The organism is Paracoccus sediminilitoris, assembly GCF_003259195.1.
GTDB lineage: Bacteria > Pseudomonadota > Alphaproteobacteria > Rhodobacterales > Rhodobacteraceae > Paracoccus > Paracoccus sediminilitoris.
This window is the reverse complement of sequence record NZ_QJPK01000001.1, coordinates 396,853-413,922: the sequence shown is the minus strand read 5'-3', so window position 1 is coordinate 413,922 and position 17,070 is coordinate 396,853. Positions and strand designations below refer to the sequence as shown.

Below are 17,070 nucleotides of genomic sequence, written 5' to 3'. Positions count from 1 at the left end.
GCATGACGACCGTCCCCAGATCCATTCGCCTGACCGTGATGGCCGCGCTTGGCGTTGTGGCGCTGGCCGGATGCGAACCGCTTGCGGCGACACCCGACGGCCGCCCCAAGGCCAAGCCCGCCCAGATGGTGGCGCAGGTCGCGGCCCCCGGGCAGAAGGCCGGGGACGCCACGCTGACCCGGGCGCGCGTTTCGACCAAATCGGGTGAAATCCTGATCCTGGAAGAAGATGGCAGCGTCACCACAATGGATCTGGACAGCCGCGAAGGGCAGGACGCCTTTACCATCAGCGAGGCCGACCTGGCCGCGCTGAACGCCAACCTGGACCTGGATTTCGGCGGTCTGGTCGCGGCAAACCTGCCCAAGGAAAAGACCGCGCAGGAAAAGGCGCTGGAGGCTTTTGCCGCCCGCCGCGAGCCGGCCCTGCCGACGCTGCGCGAGGATCAGGCCGTCGATCCGGCCCAGTTCATCGCCGCCAAGGTCGAACCGATGAACCGCGGCCGCGCCACGGATCTGGTCGAGGTGACGGCAAATCTTCGCCAGGGGGTAGACGCGGATATCGCCTTTTCGTATGCCACCTGCGCGCTTGCCGGGTGGGCCAAGGAAAACGGGACCCCCTATGGGCGTCACATCCGCACCCTGCAGGCCGAACGGAACGGCAAGCTGCTGATCGGGTCCGCTTTCATCTTGTCCCAGGACAAGCCGATGGGACTGCGGGTCATGGAAACACAAGAGACCTTGCGTGAATGCAAGGCACGCGGCATCCCCGCGGCATAAGGAAGAGGGACAGGCATCATGGCTGATTTTTGGGCATCTTCCTTGGGAATAGCGATCATCCTGTTGGCGCAGGGTCTGGCCATCATCGCGTTCGTGATGCTGTCGCTGGTCTACATGGTCTATGGCGACCGCAAGATCTGGGCGGCGGTGCAGATGCGCCGCGGCCCGAACGTGGTCGGTCCCTGGGGTATCCTGCAGACCTTCGCCGACGCGCTGAAATTCGTCGTCAAGGAGATCGTCGTCCCGGCGGGCGCGGACAAGTTCGTGTTCTTCCTGGCGCCCTTCCTGTCGATGATGCTGGCTTTGCTGGCCTTCGTGGCGATTCCCTTCGCACCGGGTTGGGTGATGGCCGACATCAACGTGGGCATCCTGTTCATCTTCGCGGTCTCCTCGCTCGAGGTCTATGGCGTGATCATGGGGGGCTGGGCGTCAAACTCGAAATTCCCGTTCCTGGGGTCGCTGCGGTCGGCCGCACAGATGATCTCCTATGAGGTCAGTCTGGGTCTGATCATCATCGGGGTGATCATCTCGACCGGCTCGATGAACCTGACCGCCATCGTCGAGGCGCAGCGCGGCGCGGGCCTGCTGTCTTGGTACTGGCTGCCACATTTGCCGATGGTGGTATTGTTCTTCGTCTCGGCCTTGGCCGAAACCAACCGCCCGCCCTTCGACCTTCCCGAAGCGGAATCCGAACTGGTCGCGGGTTTCATGACCGAATATTCCTCGACCCCTTACCTGCTGTTCATGGCCGGTGAATATATCGCCATGTGGCTGATGTGCGCCCTGATCACGCTGCTGTTCTTCGGTGGCTGGCTGTCGCCCATCCCCGGCATCCCCGACGGTGCGCTGTGGATGTTCATCAAGATGGTCCTGTGGTTCTTCATGTTCGCCATGGTGAAGGCGATCGTGCCGCGCTATCGCTACGACCAGCTGATGCGGATCGGCTGGAAGGTCTTCCTGCCTCTGTCGCTGGCCTGGGTTGTTATCGTGGCCTTCCTGGCACGCTTCGAGGTGTTTGGTGGTTTCTGGGCCCGTTGGGCAGGGATGTGATCGACATGGCTTATTCGAACAAGATCGCCGAAATGTTGGCTCAGGCCAGCGAACAGGACAAGGCCGAGTTCGCGCATTTCCTGGCCAACAACCTCGATACGACCGAACAGTCCCATGACAGTGCCAGGGTGCGCGACTATGTGGCGGCCTTTGACCGCTTCGCCGCACCCAAGCAAGGAGAGCAGTTCTGATGGCTTTCGACATCGCACGCGCCACCAAGTATTTCCTGATGGTGGATTTCCTGAAGGGGTTCGGTCTGGGACTGCGTTATTTCTTCGCGCCCAAGGCGACGCTGAACTATCCGCATGAAAAAGGCCCGCTGTCGCCGCGTTTCCGTGGTGAACACGCCCTGCGCCGCTATCCCAATGGCGAGGAACGCTGCATCGCCTGCAAGCTGTGCGAGGCGATCTGTCCCGCGCAGGCCATCACCATCGATGCTGAACCGCGTGAAGACGGATCGCGCCGCACCACGCGCTATGACATCGACATGACCAAATGCATCTATTGCGGCTTCTGCCAGGAGGCCTGCCCGGTCGATGCGATCGTGGAAGGCCCGAATTTCGAGTTCGCCACCGAGAGCCGCGAGGAGCTATTCTACGACAAGGAAAAGCTCTTGGATAACGGCGCCCGTTGGGAAGCCGAGATCGCCCGCAATCTGGCCATGGATGCACCCTACCGATGACCGACGCATTCCAGAAGATGTTCCAGCAGATGATGTCCCAGGGGCAGGAAATGGCGCGGGCCTTCAACCCCGCGGTCGAGCATTTCAACCCCAAGGCCTTCGAGAAGATGTTCCCGACCATGCCTGCGGACATGCTGGAAATGTGGTTCGGCAAGACCTTCAACCGTGACGGGCTGGACGCCAAGACGCGGATGCTGGTCACCATCGCCGCCATGACCGTGCAGGGCGCGCTGGCCGAACCGCAGCTGCGCCTGACCATCCGCCACGCGATCGAGGCCGGCGCCACCCCGCGCGAGATCGCCGAGGTGATCTATCAGATGGGGATGTTCGGCGGCCTCCCCGCGATGCAGAAGGCGCTGGAGATCGCCCAGGGCGTCTTTACCGAATCCGAGGGGAGCAGCCCAGAATGATGACCTTTGCCTTTTACCTCTTCGCCATCTCGGTCTGCACTGCGGGCTTCATGGTCGTGCTGTCGCGCAACCCGGTGCATTCGGTGCTGTGGCTGATCCTGTCCTTTCTGTCGGCGGCCGGTCTTTTCATCCTGCTGGGTGCCGAATTCGTGGCGATGCTGCTGATTATCGTCTATGTCGGCGCGGTGGCGGTTCTGTTCCTGTTCGTGGTGATGATGCTGGATGTCGATTTCGCCCAGCTGAAGGGCGAATTGGCGCGCTATCTGCCGCTGGCGGGCCTGATCGCGCTGGTGTTGCTGGCGCAACTGGCCATCGCTTTCGGTGCTTGGGAAAGCTCCGATCAGTCGATCGCCCTGCGCGCCGTCCCGATCGAGGGGGCGCCGACCAACACCAATCTGATCGGCACGGTGATGTATGATCGCTACATCCTGCCGTTCCAGATCTCGGGGTTGATCCTGCTGGTGGCCATGATCGGCGCAATCACGTTGACGATGCGTCACCGTCGCGACATCAAGCGCCAGAACGTGATCCGCCAGATGCACCGCGATCCTGCCAAGGCGATGCAGCTGCGCGACGTCAAGCCCGGTCAGGGGCTGTAAGTTGGGGGCGCCCGCGCGCCCCCGGCCAACGGAATTTCAACGGGTGAGAGAACCCGGAGGGACTGAAAAGATGATCGGATTGACACATTACCTTGTCGTGGGGGCGATCTTGTTCGTCGCCGGGATCTTCGGCATCTTCGTGAACCGCAAGAATGTCATCGTCATCCTGATGTCGATCGAACTGATGCTGTTGGCGGTCAACATCAACTTCGTCGCCTTTTCGGCCCATCTGGGCGATCTTGGTGGCCAGATCTTCACCATGTTCATCCTGACCGTCGCCGCCGCCGAGGCCGCCATCGGTCTGGCGATCCTGGTCGTCTTCTTCCGCAACCGCGGCACGATCGCGGTGGAAGATGTCAACGTGATGAAGGGATAAGGGAACATGCCGCAATTCATCCTCTTCGCGCCCCTTCTGGGTGCGCTGATCGCGGGCTTCGGCTGGCGCCTGATCGGCGAACGCGGTGCGCAGGTCCTGACGACCGGCATCCTGTTCGCCGCTGCCGCCCTCAGTTGGATCGTGTTCCTGACCTTCGACGGCCAGTTGCAGCATCTTCCGGTCATGGACTGGATCGTTTCGGGCGATTTCACCAGCCAGTGGGGCATCCGCCTGGACCGCCTGACGGCGATCATGCTGATCGTGATCACCTCGGTTTCGGCCTTGGTGCATCTCTACAGCTTTGGCTACATGGCCCATGACGAGAATTTCAGCGACGACGAGCCCTATCGTGCCCGCTTCTTCGCCTATCTCTCGTTCTTCACCTTCGCCATGCTGATGCTGGTGACCTCGGACAACCTGTTGCAGATGTTCTTCGGGTGGGAAGGGGTGGGCGTCGCGTCCTATCTGCTGATCGGCTTCTACTTCAAGAAACAATCGGCAGGCGCCGCCGCCATGAAGGCCTTTATCGTCAACCGCGTCGGCGATTTCGGCTTCCTGCTGGGCATCTTCGGGCTGTGGTGGATGACCGGCACGATCCAGTTCGACGAGCTGTTCGCCCAGGTGCCGATGCTGGCCGAAAGCCAGATCACCTTCCTTTGGACCGAATGGAATGCGGCGAACCTGCTGGCCATCCTGCTGTTCATCGGCGCGATGGGAAAATCGGCACAGCTGTTCCTGCACACCTGGCTGCCCGATGCGATGGAGGGTCCGACCCCGGTTTCGGCCCTGATCCACGCGGCAACCATGGTCACCGCCGGTGTCTTCCTGGTCTGCCGGATGTCGCCGCTGTTCGAATTCGCGCCCGAAGCCAAGATGTTCATCGTGATCATCGGTGCCTCGACCGCGTTCTTTGCCGCGACGGTGGGTCTGGTCCAGAACGACATCAAGCGCGTCATCGCCTATTCGACCTGTTCGCAGCTGGGCTATATGTTCGTGGCGGCGGGGGTCGGCGTCTATTCGGTCGCCATGTTCCACCTGCTGACCCACGCCTTCTTCAAGGCCATGCTGTTCCTGGGCGCCGGTTCGGTCATCCATGCGATGCATCACGAACAGGACATGCGCAATTACGGCGGCCTGCGGAAAAAGATCCCGCTGACCTTCTGGGCTATGATGATTGGCACGCTGGCGATCACCGGCGTCGGCATTCCGCTGACCCATATTGGTTTCGCAGGGTTCCTGTCCAAGGACGCCGTCATCGAAAGCGCTTATGCGTCGGGGTCGGGCTATGCCTTCTGGATGCTGGTCATTGCGGCCGCCTTCACCAGCTTCTACAGCTGGCGCCTGATGTTCCTGACCTTCTTCGGCAAGCCGCGCGGCGATCACCATGCGCATGACCATGCCCATGAAAGCCCGCGGGTGATGACGATCCCGCTTGGCGTTCTGGCGCTTGGCGCCATCTTCTCGGGGATGGTGTGGTATAACAGCTTCTTCGAAACCGAGGGCGTCCAGAAGTTCTTCGGCATGCCCGAGGTCGCCGCCGCCCATGGTGACACTCATGGCGAGGTCGAGGCCGGCCATGCCGAGGTCGCCGAGGGTGCAGCAACCGACGATCACGGTGCGGCAGCGGAGGGCGAACATGCGACCGTCGTCGATCCCGCGACCGTGGGGCAGGGTGCGATCTACATGCATCCCGACAACCATGTCATGCATGACGCACACGGCGTTCCGGCCTGGGTCAAGGTGTCGCCCTTCATCGCGATGCTGTCGGGCCTGGCCCTTGCCTGGCTGATGTATATCCGCAATCCGGGCGCGCCCGCCAAGCTGGCCGCCCAGCAGCCGGGCCTGTACCAGTTCCTGCTGAACAAGTGGTATTTCGACGAAATCTACAACGCCGTCTTTGTGCGTCCGGCCCGCTGGATCGGCGCCAAGCTGTGGACGGCGGGTGACGGAGCCGTTATCGACGGCGCCATCAACGGGCTTGCCATGGGAATCATTCCCCGCATGACCCGCTTCGCCGGGCGCGTTCAGTCCGGCTATCTGTTCCACTATGCCTTCGCGATGGTCATCGGCATCGTGGGCTTGCTGATCTGGGTGATGCTGCGGGGCGCGCAATAACATGACGAACCTTCTTTCAATCATCACCTTCCTGCCGATCGTCGCGGCGGGGATCCTGGCGCTGTTCCTGCGGGGCGACGACGCTGCCGCGCAGAAGAACGCCAAATGGCTGGCCCTGATCGCGACCAGCGCCACCTTCCTGGTGTCGCTGTTCCTGCTGGCGGGCTTCAACCCCGCCGACACGGGCTTCCAGTTCGTGGAAGACCATGCCTGGATCATGGGCCTGCGCTACAAGATGGGCGTGGACGGCATCTCGATCCTTTTCGTCATGCTGACGACCTTCCTGATGCCGCTGACGATCCTGTCCACCTGGGAGGTGAACACCCGCGTCAAGGAATACATGATCGCCTTCCTGGTGCTGGAGGGGCTGATGATCGGCGTCTTCACGGCGCTGGACCTGATCTTGTTCTACCTGTTCTTCGAGGCCGGGCTGATTCCGATGTTTCTGATCATCGGCATCTGGGGCGGCGCGAACCGCATCTATGCGACGTTCAAGTTCTTCCTTTATACCTTCATCGGTTCGGTGCTGATGCTGGTTGCGATGATCGCGATGGCGCGCATGGCGGGCACGACCGACATCGCCGAATTGCTGGTCTTCGACTTCCCGTCGGAAACCACCCGCATCCTGGGCTTCACTGTCGTCGGCGGCATGCAGACGCTGCTGTTCCTGGCCTTCTTCGCCAGCTTCGCGGTCAAGATGCCGATGTGGCCGGTCCATACCTGGCTGCCCGATGCGCACGTGCAGGCGCCGACCGCGGGGTCCGTGGTCCTGGCCGCCGTGCTGCTGAAGATGGGCGGCTATGGCTTCCTGCGCTTCAGCCTGCCGATGTTCCCGGTGGCCAGCGACCTGCTGCAGCCGCTGGTGCTGTGGATGTCGGCCATTGCCATTGTCTATACCTCGCTGGTGGCGCTGGCGCAGTCGGACATGAAGAAGCTGATCGCCTATTCGTCCGTGGCCCATATGGGTTACGTGACCATGGGGATCTTTGCGGCGAACCAGCAGGGTGTCGATGGCGCGATCTTCCAGATGCTGTCGCACGGCTTCATCTCGGGCGCACTGTTCCTGGGCGTGGGCGTGATCTATGACCGCATGCACACCCGGGAAATCGACGCCTATGGCGGGTTGGTCAACCGGATGCCAGTCTATGCTCTGATCTTCATGTTCTTCACGATGGCCAATGTCGGCCTCCCGGGCACGTCCGGCTTCGTGGGTGAATTCCTGACCCTGATGGGGGCGTTTCATGCCAACACCTGGGTTGCCTTCGTGGCGGCGACCGGCGTCATCCTGTCGGCGGCCTATGCGCTGTGGCTCTATCGCCGCGTGACCATGGGTGCGCTGATCAAGGAAAGCCTCCGTATGATCACCGACATGACGCCCCGCGAAAAGTGGATCTTTGCACCGCTGATCGCCATGACCCTGCTGCTGGGCGTCTATCCGCGCCTGGTGACCGACATCACCGGACCTTCGGTCCAGGCGATGCTGGTGAATGTAAACGACGCGCTGCCCGACGAGGCAGCCACCGACGACCTGGCTTCGGCCACCGTCAGCCACTGAGGAAAGCAAGATGAACGCGCTCGATATCTCGACCATCCTGCCCGAACTCTGGCTTGCGATCTATGCGCTGGCGGCGCTGATGGCGGGGGCCTATTTCGGCAAGGACCAGATCGCACGACCGATCCTGTGGGCCAGCGTGCTGGCCCTGCTGGTGGCCGGGCTTTTTGTCGGCATGGCCGACCGGCCCGAACAGACGGCATTCTTCGGGATGTTCATCGACGACGCCTTCGCGCGCTTTGCCAAGGTGACGATCCTGCTGTCGGGCGCCGCCGTTCTGGCCATGAGCGCGGAATACCTCAGCCGCCACGGTCTGATGCGGTTCGAATATCCGATCCTGATCGTGCTGGCGACGGTGGGGATGATGCTGATGGTGTCGGCGGGCGACCTGCTGACGCTCTACATGGGGCTGGAGCTGCAATCGCTGGCGCTTTACGTCGTGGCCGCCATGCGCCGCGAAAGCGTCAAATCCTCCGAGGCCGGCCTGAAGTATTTCGTCCTGGGCGCGCTCAGCTCGGGTCTGCTGCTTTACGGCGCGTCGCTGGTCTATGGCTTTGCCGGGACGACCGGTTTTGCGGGGATCATCGTCGCGGTGAATGCCGATGTCATGCCAATGGGCCTGCTGTTCGGTCTGGTCTTCCTGTTGGTGGGCCTTGCCTTCAAGGTTTCGGCCGTGCCGTTTCACATGTGGACGCCCGACGTCTATGAAGGCTCGCCCTCGCCGGTGACGGCCTTCTTCGCCACCGCGCCCAAGGTCGCCGCGATGGCGCTGATCGGCCGTCTGGTCTTCGACGCCTTCGGCAATGTCATCACCGACTGGAGCCAGATCATTGCCGTCCTAGCCGTCCTGTCGATGGTGCTGGGTTCGGTTGCAGGCATCGGCCAGACCAACATCAAGCGCCTGATGGCCTATTCCTCGATTGCGCATATGGGCTTTGCCCTGGTCGGACTGGCCGCGGGCACGGCCTATGGCGTGCAGGCGATGCTTCTGTACATGGCGATCTATGCGCTGATGAATGTGGGCACCTTTGCCTTCATCCTGTCGCTGGAGCGTGACGGCCGCCCGATCACCGATCTGGCCAGCCTGAACCGCTTTGCCCAAGCCGAGCCGCTGAAAAGCTTTGCCGTGCTGTTTCTGATGTTCAGCCTGGCCGGCGTGCCGCCTTTCCTGGGCTTCTTCGCCAAATACGGCGTGCTGACGGCTGCGGTCGATGGCGGTCTGGGATGGCTGGCCGTGATCGGTGTCATCGCCTCGGTCATCGGTGCCTTCTATTACCTGCGGATCGTCTATTACATGTTCTTCGGCTCCGAGGTCGAACCGGTGACCAGCCGGATGGGCATGGTTCAGTATGCGGCACTGGTGGTTCCGGCGGCGGCGTTGCTGTTGGGCGCGGTGACGATGCTGGGCATCGACGAGGCTGCCGCCACGGCGGCGCAATCGCTGGTCAACGACACGGTTGCCCCCATTGCGGGTCAGTAACAACGAACCGGCCAACTGGCCGCAGGGCGTGGCGCGCCACGTCCTGGACCGCGTTGACAGCACCAATGCCGAAGCGTTCCGGCTGGCCCCCTCTCTCAGCGGGCCGGCGTGGATCTTTGCCCACAGGCAAGAGGCCGGGCGCGGCCGTCGCGGTCGCGCATGGACCGATCCGCCGGGAAACTTCGCAGCGACCTTGGCGCTGCGCCCCGAAGGTGGTCCGGCCGATGCGGCACGCCTGTCCTTCGTGGCGGCGCTTTCGGTCCATGACGCGCTGCGCGATCTGTGCGGGCCGTCGCTGAACGTGGCGCTGAAATGGCCCAATGACGTCCTGCTGAACGGTGGCAAGCTATCGGGCATCCTGCTGGAAAGCAGCGGGGCGGCAGGGCAGGTGGCAACTCTGGCGATCGGCATCGGCATCAATCTTGCTGCGGCACCCGATGCGGCCCAGGTCGAACCCACCGCCACCCGCCCCGTCAGCCTGCTGGGCGAGACCGGGCTGGAGGTGACCCCCGAGGATGTCCTGAACGCCCTTGCCTGCCAGTTCGACGCATGGCATCGCCAGATGCGGACCTTTGGCTTTGCCCCGATCCGCAACGCCTGGATGGCCCGCGCCGCCAAACTCGGCGACACGATCGTCGCCCGCACCGGCACTACTGAAACAACCGGCCGTTTCGAGGGCATCGACGACACCGGCGCGCTGATCCTGACCGGCCCCCGAGGCCGTCACGCGATCCCGGCCGCCGACATCTATTTCAGCGGGCCCTGACATGCTGCTCTGCATCGATACAGGCAATACCAACACGGTCTTCTCGATCTGGGACGGCGACAAGTTTCTGGCGCATTGGCGCATCCGGACCGATCACCGGCGCACGGCGGACGAATATTTCGTCTGGCTCTCGACGCTGATCTCGGTCCAGAAATTCGACCTGCGGATCGATGCCTGCATCATCAGCGCGACGGCACCGCGGGTGGTCTTCAACCTGCGGGTCCTGTGCAACCGTTATTTCGACACGCGCCCACTGGTGGTGGGCAAGCCCGACTGCCTGCTGCGCGTGCCGCCGCGCGTGGATCAGGGCACGACGGTCGGTCCCGACCGGCTGGTCAACACGGTGGGTGCCTATGACCGCCACGGGCCCGACCTGATCGTGGTGGATTTTGGAACCGCGACGACCTTCGATGTCGTCGATGTCGATGGCGCCTATATCGGCGGGGTCATCGCGCCCGGCGTCAATCTGTCGCTTGAAGCCCTGCATATGGGTGCGGCATCATTGCCTCATGTCGATGTGACGATGCCAGCGAAAGTCATCGGCACGAATACGGTTGCATGTATACAGTCGGGCGTGTTCTGGGGTTACGTAGGATTGGTCGAAGGTATCGTGCGCCAGATACGCGCCGAACGTGACCGGCCGATGAAAGTAATAGCGACCGGCGGGCTTGCGCCGCTGTTCGATCAGGGTTTCGACCTGTTCGATGCAATAGAAGACGACCTCACGATGCATGGATTGCGTCTTATTCACGATTACAACAAGGAGATGGGCAATGGCTGAGCGCCTGATCTATCTGCCGCTGGGCGGCGCGGGCGAAATCGGCATGAACGCCTATGTTTATGGCTATGGTGCGCCCGGCAAGGAACGACTGATCCTGGTCGATCTGGGCGTCACCTTTGGTGACATGGACGGAAGCCCGGGTATCGACCTGATCATGCCGGATCTGACATGGCTGGAACAGAACAAGGACCGGCTTGACGCGATCTTCGTGACCCACGGTCACGAAGACCATATCGGTGCCTTGGGGCATCTGTGGGGGCGTCTGAAGGCCCCGATCTATGCGCGCCAGTTCACCGGCACGCTGGTGCGGTTGAAGATGGAGGAGATGGGTCTGCCGGCGGCGGATGCGGTCAACATCGTCGACGTGCGCCCGGCCCAGACCGAGGTGGGGCCCTTCACGGTGCAGTTCGCGCCGATCAGCCACTCGATCCCCGAAAGCAGCGGCCTGATCATCGACACGCCTGCCGGCCGCATCGTCCATACGGGCGATTTCAAGGTCGACGTGACGCCGGTCGTGGGCGATGCCTTCGATCCGGTCATGTGGAAGCAGGTCGCCACCGAAAAAGGCGGCGTCAAGATCCTGGCCTGTGACAGCACCAACATCTTCTCGACCCATCCGGGCCGGTCCGAGGCCGTTCTGGCCACGCCGATCACCGAATGGGTGATGACGCAGAAGAACCTGGTGGTCGCCACGACCTTCGCCAGCAACATCGCGCGTCTCAAGACGCTGGCCGATGCGGCCATCGCTTCGGGTCGCAAGGTCTGCCTGCTGGGTCGTGCGATGCGTCGCATGGTCAGCGTCGGTTTCGACAGCGGCATCCTGACGGATTTCCCCGACACGATCGGTCCCGACGAGGCCGCGAAGCTGCCGCGTCACCAAGTCATGCTGATCGTCACCGGCAGCCAGGGCGAACGCCGCGCCGCCAGTGCGCAGCTGTCGCGCGGACGCTATCTGGGCTTGTCGCTGAAGGAAGGCGACAGCTTCCTGTTCAGCTCGAAGACGATCCCCGGCAACGAAAAGTCGGTGGGTCGGATCATGAACGCGCTCTCGGAATCGGGGGTCGAGGTTTATGACGCGGATGACGGGCTGTATCACGTTTCGGGTCACGCCAACCGTCCCGATATCGAAGTGATGCACGACATTCTGAAGCCGAAGACGGTCATCCCGATGCATGGCGAACACCTGCATCTGCGCGAACACATGATGTTGGCGCGCGCCAAGGGCATGTCCTCTGAGGTCGTGGTGAACGGCCAGATGATGGAGCTGTCTGGTGACAAGCTGCGCGTCGTGGACCAGGTCCAGACGGGCCGCCTGTATCTGGACGGCAACATCCTGATCGGGGCGATGGATGGCGTTGTGCGCGACCGCATCCGCCTGGCCCTGAACGGGCACGCCATGGTCAGCGTCATCGTGGACGAGGACGACAACGTCCTGCCCGACGCCTGGGTCGAGCTGATGGGTCTGAACCAGACCACCCGCGGTGGCACCGATCTGGCCCGCCATATCGAAGGCGAGATCGCCGAGTTCCTGGAGCGTGCCGATACGCGCACGGTGCGCAGCGACGAAAAGATGGACGAGGCGATCCGCAAGATCGCGCGCCAGGTCTCGATGGAGGAAATCGGCAAGAAGCCCGAGGTCACCGTCATCATCAGCCGCCTGACGGCCGACTGATCCCGAACGAGGCGCGCGGGCAACTGCGCGCCCTTTTTTCCGCAAGGTCCCATCGCGGCGGGGCTTGACCGGAACGCAGGCTTGCGGCACTTGCCCCTGCATGAGCGATAAACCCACATCCGAGTTTGACCCGAACCCGCCGCGCCGCAATTTCTATGGCCGCCGGAACGGCAAGACCCTGCGCCACAGCCAGAAGGGCTATCTGTCCGAGGATCTGGGCGAACTGCGCCCGCGCAATGTGACCATCAAGGAAAACCCCGACCGCACGCCGATCGACCCACAGGCGATCTTCGGCGATGAACGCCCCGTGTGGCTGGAGGTCGGTTTCGGCGGTGGCGAGCACATGGTCCACATGGCCAAGACCTATCCCGGCATCAACATTATTGGCTGCGAGCCGTTCATCAACGGCGTCGCCATGCTGCTGGGCAAGATCCGCAACGCGGGTGTCACCAATGTCAGTGTTCATCCGGGCGATGCGCGCGACCTGATGGACGTGCTGCCCGATGCCTGCATCGAGCGGGCCTTCCTGATGTATCCCGACCCCTGGCCCAAGGCGCGCCACCACCGCCGCCGCTTCGTGACGCCGGAGCACATGATCCCGCTGGCGCGCGTCATGTGTCCGGGCGGCATCTTCCGCGTGGCCAGCGACATTCCCGATTACATCCGTCAGACGCGCGAGGAGGTTCCCCCCGCCGGTTTTGAGATGATCGCCGATACGGATCAGGCCTGGGATGACTGGATCAGCACGCGTTACGAACAAAAGGCGCTGCGCGAGGGTCGTCCCCCGCATTACGTCACCTTCCGCCGCATGTGAAAAAGGCCCGCCGTGATGGCGGGCCTTTCGCTTATTCCACCGTGACGGATTTCGCCAGGTTGCGGGGCTGGTCCACGTCGGTCCCCTTGGCGACCGCCGTGTGATAGGCCAGATACTGCATCGGCACCGCATAGAGCATCGGCTGGAACACCCCGCCGCCCGTGGGCAGGGTCAACGCCGCCGTGACGCCTTCGCCCGCCGCCTTGATGCCTTCGGCGTCCGACACCAGCAGGATCTGGCCGTGACGGGCCATCACCTCCTGCATGTTGGAGATGGTCTTGTCGAACAGTGCGTCATAAGGCGCAAGCACCACCACCGGCACGTCGCCATCGATCAGCGCGATGGGCCCGTGCTTCAACTCGCCCGAGGCATAGCCTTCGGCGTGGATATAGCTCAGCTCCTTCAGCTTCAGCGCGCCTTCCAGCGCGACGGGATACAGCGAACCGCGCCCCAGATAGAGCACGTCGCGCGCCTGGCTCAGCCATTCGGCCTGGGTCCGGCATTCGTCGGACATCTGCAGCGCCTGGCTCAGAAGGCCGGGAATGGACCGCAGGTCGCGCAGATGGGCGGCAAGGCCCGCATCGTCGATCCGGCCACGGTCATGTGCCGCCTTCAGCGCCAGCACCCCCAGCACCGCCAGCTGGCAGGTGAAGGCCTTGGAGGAGGCGACGCTGACCTCGATCCCCGCAAGGGTCGGCAGGGCGAAGTCGCTGTCGCGGGCGATGGCCGAGGTGCCGACGTTCACCAGTCCGATGGTCTGGCTGACATGGGGCATGGCGTAATGCAGGGCCGCCAGCGTGTCGGCGGTTTCGCCCGACTGGCTGATGGCGATGAACCAGCTGTTGGGGGCCAGCGGCGGCTCGCGATAGCGGAACTCGGATGCAACATCGATATCGACGGGCAGGCCGGCCAGCTGTTCGAACCAGTATTTCGCCACATGACCCGCCAGATGCGCCGTGCCGCAACCGACCAGCGAGATGCGGTCGATGCCCGCGAAATTCAGCCCCTCGGGCAGGACGATCCGGTCGCCCTTGACGTAATGGTTCAGCACATCGCCGATGACGACGGGCTGTTCGGCGATTTCCTTGGCCATGAAGTGGCGATAACCGCCCTTGTCGATGGCCGTGGCACCCACATCGATGCGCGATTGCGGGCGCTGCGTCTGGTTGCCGTCCACGTCGAAGATCTGCGCACCGGCGCGGGTCAGGACGGCGTGGTCGCCATCCTCGAGGTAGGTGATGCGGTCGGTATAGGGGGCCAGCGCCACCGCGTCCGAGCCCACGAACATCTGGCCGTCGCCATGGCCCACGGCCAGCGGGCTGCCCTTGCGGGCGGCAACCATCAGATCGCCTTCGCCGTCGAACAGGAAAGCCAGCGCGAAAGCGCCCTGAAGGCGGGCAAGCGTGGCCCGGGCGGCATCGACGGGCGACATGCCCTGATCCATGCAATGCGCCGTCCACAGGGCCACGGTTTCGGTGTCGGTCTGGGATTGCGGCTGGATGCCCAGTTCCGCCAGATCGGCGCGCAGGTCGCGGAAATTCTCGATGATGCCGTTATGGACGACGGCCACGCGGCCCGACTGGTGGGGGTGGGCGTTTTCCTCGGTCGCGGCGCCATGGGTGGCCCAACGGGTGTGGCCGATGCCCGAATGGCCGGTCAAGGGTTCATGGACCAGCTTGTCCGAGAGGTTGACCAGCTTGCCCACCGCGCGACGGCGATCCAGCCGCCCGCTGGCATCGACCGTGGCAACCCCCGCGCTGTCATAGCCGCGATATTCCAGCCGCCGCAGCCCGTCGACCAGTTGCGGAGACACTTCGTTCTGTCCCAGGATGCCGATGATTCCGCACATGTTACTTGGCCTCTTTCTTGGCGCGCAGGGCGGCCATCAGGCGGGTTGCAAAGCCGGGCTTGTTGGCCTGGCGGGCGCGGCCGATGGCCAGCGCGCCGTCCGGCACGTCCTGCGTGATGACCGAACCCGACCCGGTCATGGCATCGTCGCCGATCCGCACGGGCGCAACCAGCATCGTGTCGCTGCCGATGAAGGCGCGGGCGCCGATCTCGGTCCGGTGCTTCATCACGCCGTCATAGTTGCAGGTGATGGTGCCTGCGCCGATATTCGTGGCCTCGCCCACATGGGCATCGCCCAGATAGGTCAGGTGGCCGACCTTGACGCCTTCGTCCAGCACCGCGTTCTTGATCTCGACGAAATTGCCGACATGCACGTCGCCGCCCAGTTCCGCGCCGGGGCGCAAGCGGGCAAAGGGGCCGACCGTGGCCCCCGACGACACATGGCAGCCTTCCAGATGGCAAAAAGGCAGGACCTCGGCCTCGGATTCGATGGTGACACCGGGGCCGAAGACGACATTCGGGCCGATGATCGCGTCGCGCCCGATAAAGGTGTCCAGCGCGAACCAGACGCTGTCGGGATCGGTCAGGGTGACGCCATCCTCCAATGCGCGGGCGCGGGCGCGGGCCTGAAAGGTGCGTTCGGCCTGCGCCAGTTCGGCGCGGGTGTTGATGCCCAGGGTCTCTTCCTCGTCGCAGATGACGACATCGGCGCGGCACCCTTCGGCGCGGGCCAGCGCCACCAGGTCGGTCAGGTAGTATTCGCCCGCGGCGTTGTCGTTCGTCAGCTTCCCGATCAGCTGGCGCAGCAGGCTGGCGTCCAGCGCCATGACGCCGGAGTTGCACAGTGCGATGTCACGGGTGGCGGCATCCGCATCCTTGAACTCGACGATGCGTTCAAGGCCCCGGTCGGTGACGATCAGGCGGCCATAGCGGCCCGGATCGGCGGCCTCGAAGCCCAGCACGACCAGATCGCTGCCGTGGCTGGCGATGGCGGCCAAGGTATCTTCTCCGATGAAGGGGGTATCGCCGTAAAGGACGATCACCTTGCCCTCGAAGCCTTCCAGTTCGGGCAGGGTCTGGCGGACGGCATGGCCCGTGCCCAGCTGTTCTTTCTGCAGAACGGTGCGGGCCTCGGGGTCCAGCTTGGCCAGCGCCTTGGTGACACGGTCGCTGCCATGGCCGGTGACGACGATCACCTGTTCGGGTTCCAGGCTGCGGGCGGCGGCCAGCGCGTGGCCGAACAGCGGGACGCCCCCAAGGCGGTGCAGAACCTTGGGCAGGTCCGACTGCATCCGGCTGCCCTGACCTGCGGCCAAGATCACCACCGCTACTGCATTTTCCGCCATTCCGCCCTCATCGTCTGTTTGCATTCGTTCGCTCGCGTTCTAATCGGGTGGGGGGGCGCTGGAAAGACCCGGCGCATTCACCTTTGTTTTCGGAACATTTCGTAAGGGGATAGCATGGCGGGCACGGTGGTCTTCGACCTGGACGGGACTTTGGCGGATACCTCGGGGGATCTGATCGCGGCGGCCAATGCCTGTTTCCGCGCGCGGGGCTTGGGCGATCTGCTGCATCCTGTGGATGACGCGCTGATCGCGTTCCATGGCGGCAAGGCGATGCTGCGCGCGGGATATGACCGGATGCCCGCCGATACCCTGCTGCCGCCCGGCGCCGAGGATCAGGATTATCACAGCCTGCTGGGCCATTACGGCGACAGCATCGCGGTGCATACGCGGCTGTATCCCGGCGTTCTGCAAGCGTTGGACCGGCTGGACGATCAGGGTTTCCGGCTGGCCATCTGCACCAACAAGCCGGGCGCCTTGGCCGAGAGCCTGCTGCGGGAACTGGGCATCCGCGACCGCTTTGGCGCGATGATCGCGGCCGATACGCTGCCGGTGCGCAAGCCCGATCCGCGCCCTTATCAGGCGGCGGTCGAAGGGGCAGGGGGCCAGGTCGCGGCATCCTTCCTGGTGGGGGATACGGAAACCGACCGCAAGACCGCGGCGGCCGCGGGCGTCAAGGTCGCGCTGGTGGCTTTCGGACCCGAAGGCGAGGCGATTTCCCGCCTGGCCCCCGAGGCCCTGCTGGCCCATTTCGACGATCTGCCCGACCTGGCCCGCGACTGGTTGGCGTAAGGGGCGGGCCCCCC

General features: G+C 63.6%; 17 protein-coding genes. 15 read left to right on the top strand and 2 right to left on the bottom strand.

Annotated elements, in window-relative coordinates; translation table 11 throughout:
• Positions 1-2: 2 nt before the first annotated feature.
• From DKT70_RS01995 to trmB, 14 genes are all read left to right on the top strand, one after another.
• Complete coding sequence (locus DKT70_RS01995; RefSeq protein WP_111557567.1) at positions 3-776, top strand: hypothetical protein; 774 nt, start codon at positions 3-5, stop codon at positions 774-776.
• Positions 777-794: 18 nt separating this feature from the next.
• Positions 795-1,826, top strand: a complete 1,032-nt coding sequence (gene nuoH, locus DKT70_RS01990) for an NADH-quinone oxidoreductase subunit NuoH (protein WP_111557566.1) — start codon at positions 795-797, stop codon at positions 1,824-1,826.
• A gap of 5 nt (positions 1,827-1,831) precedes the next feature.
• Positions 1,832-2,017: a hypothetical protein gene (locus tag DKT70_RS01985; protein ID WP_111557889.1), complete on the top strand. Its 186-nt coding sequence runs from the start codon at positions 1,832-1,834 to the stop codon at positions 2,015-2,017.
• The gene (gene nuoI, locus DKT70_RS01980; protein WP_072295217.1) at positions 2,017-2,508 is read left to right on the top strand and encodes an NADH-quinone oxidoreductase subunit NuoI; all 492 of its coding nucleotides are present in this window, start codon (positions 2,017-2,019) and stop codon (positions 2,506-2,508) included. Before DKT70_RS01985 ends, nuoI begins: the two co-directional genes overlap by 1 nt.
• Positions 2,505-2,918 carry a carboxymuconolactone decarboxylase family protein gene (locus DKT70_RS01975; protein WP_111557565.1) on the top strand — a complete coding sequence of 138 codons (414 nt, stop codon included), beginning with the start codon at positions 2,505-2,507 and terminating at the stop codon, positions 2,916-2,918. The genes nuoI and DKT70_RS01975 overlap by 4 nt, the downstream gene beginning before the upstream one ends.
• A complete protein-coding gene (locus tag DKT70_RS01970; protein ID WP_111557564.1) occupies positions 2,915-3,517 on the top strand; it encodes an NADH-quinone oxidoreductase subunit J in 603 nt (200 codons plus the stop codon). Before DKT70_RS01975 ends, DKT70_RS01970 begins: the two co-directional genes overlap by 4 nt.
• A 70-nt stretch (positions 3,518-3,587) precedes the next feature.
• Positions 3,588-3,893: an NADH-quinone oxidoreductase subunit NuoK gene (gene nuoK, locus DKT70_RS01965; RefSeq protein ID WP_042248542.1), complete on the top strand. Its 306-nt coding sequence runs from the start codon at positions 3,588-3,590 to the stop codon at positions 3,891-3,893.
• Between the two features lie 6 nt (positions 3,894-3,899).
• Entirely contained in the window at positions 3,900-6,008 is a 2,109-nt protein-coding gene (nuoL, locus tag DKT70_RS01960) for an NADH-quinone oxidoreductase subunit L (protein ID WP_111557563.1), read from the top strand.
• Position 6,009: 1 nt separating this feature from the next.
• Entirely contained in the window at positions 6,010-7,563 is a 1,554-nt protein-coding gene (locus tag DKT70_RS01955; RefSeq protein ID WP_111557562.1) for an NADH-quinone oxidoreductase subunit M, read from the top strand.
• 10 nt (positions 7,564-7,573) lie between these two features.
• On the top strand, positions 7,574-9,040 hold the full coding sequence (nuoN, locus tag DKT70_RS01950; RefSeq protein ID WP_111557561.1) for an NADH-quinone oxidoreductase subunit NuoN: 1,467 nt from the start codon (positions 7,574-7,576) through the stop codon (positions 9,038-9,040).
• The gene (locus tag DKT70_RS01945) at positions 9,027-9,806 is read left to right on the top strand and encodes a biotin--[acetyl-CoA-carboxylase] ligase (RefSeq protein ID WP_233490385.1); all 780 of its coding nucleotides are present in this window, start codon (positions 9,027-9,029) and stop codon (positions 9,804-9,806) included. Before nuoN ends, DKT70_RS01945 begins: the two co-directional genes overlap by 14 nt.
• Before the next feature lies 1 nt (position 9,807).
• On the top strand, positions 9,808-10,587 hold the full coding sequence (locus tag DKT70_RS01940; protein ID WP_111557560.1) for a type III pantothenate kinase: 780 nt from the start codon (positions 9,808-9,810) through the stop codon (positions 10,585-10,587).
• Entirely contained in the window at positions 10,580-12,259 is a 1,680-nt protein-coding gene (locus DKT70_RS01935; protein ID WP_111557559.1) for a ribonuclease J, read from the top strand. Before DKT70_RS01940 ends, DKT70_RS01935 begins: the two co-directional genes overlap by 8 nt.
• Before the next feature lie 100 nt (positions 12,260-12,359).
• Complete coding sequence (gene trmB, locus DKT70_RS01930) at positions 12,360-13,073, top strand: tRNA (guanine(46)-N(7))-methyltransferase TrmB (protein WP_111557558.1); 714 nt, start codon at positions 12,360-12,362, stop codon at positions 13,071-13,073.
• Between the two features lie 31 nt (positions 13,074-13,104).
• On the opposite strand, the gene glmS is transcribed toward trmB, so the two are convergent.
• The gene (gene glmS, locus DKT70_RS01925) at positions 13,105-14,922 is read right to left on the bottom strand and encodes a glutamine--fructose-6-phosphate transaminase (isomerizing) (RefSeq protein ID WP_111557557.1); all 1,818 of its coding nucleotides are present in this window, start codon (positions 14,920-14,922) and stop codon (positions 13,105-13,107) included.
• Between the two features lies 1 nt (position 14,923).
• Complete coding sequence (gene glmU / locus DKT70_RS01920; protein ID WP_111557556.1) at positions 14,924-16,267, bottom strand: bifunctional UDP-N-acetylglucosamine diphosphorylase/glucosamine-1-phosphate N-acetyltransferase GlmU; 1,344 nt, start codon at positions 16,265-16,267, stop codon at positions 14,924-14,926.
• A 114-nt stretch (positions 16,268-16,381) separates the two neighbouring features.
• Between glmU and DKT70_RS01915 the strand changes: the two genes are divergently transcribed.
• Complete coding sequence (locus tag DKT70_RS01915) at positions 16,382-17,056, top strand: HAD-IA family hydrolase (RefSeq protein ID WP_111557555.1); 675 nt, start codon at positions 16,382-16,384, stop codon at positions 17,054-17,056.
• Positions 17,057-17,070 lie beyond the last annotated feature (14 nt).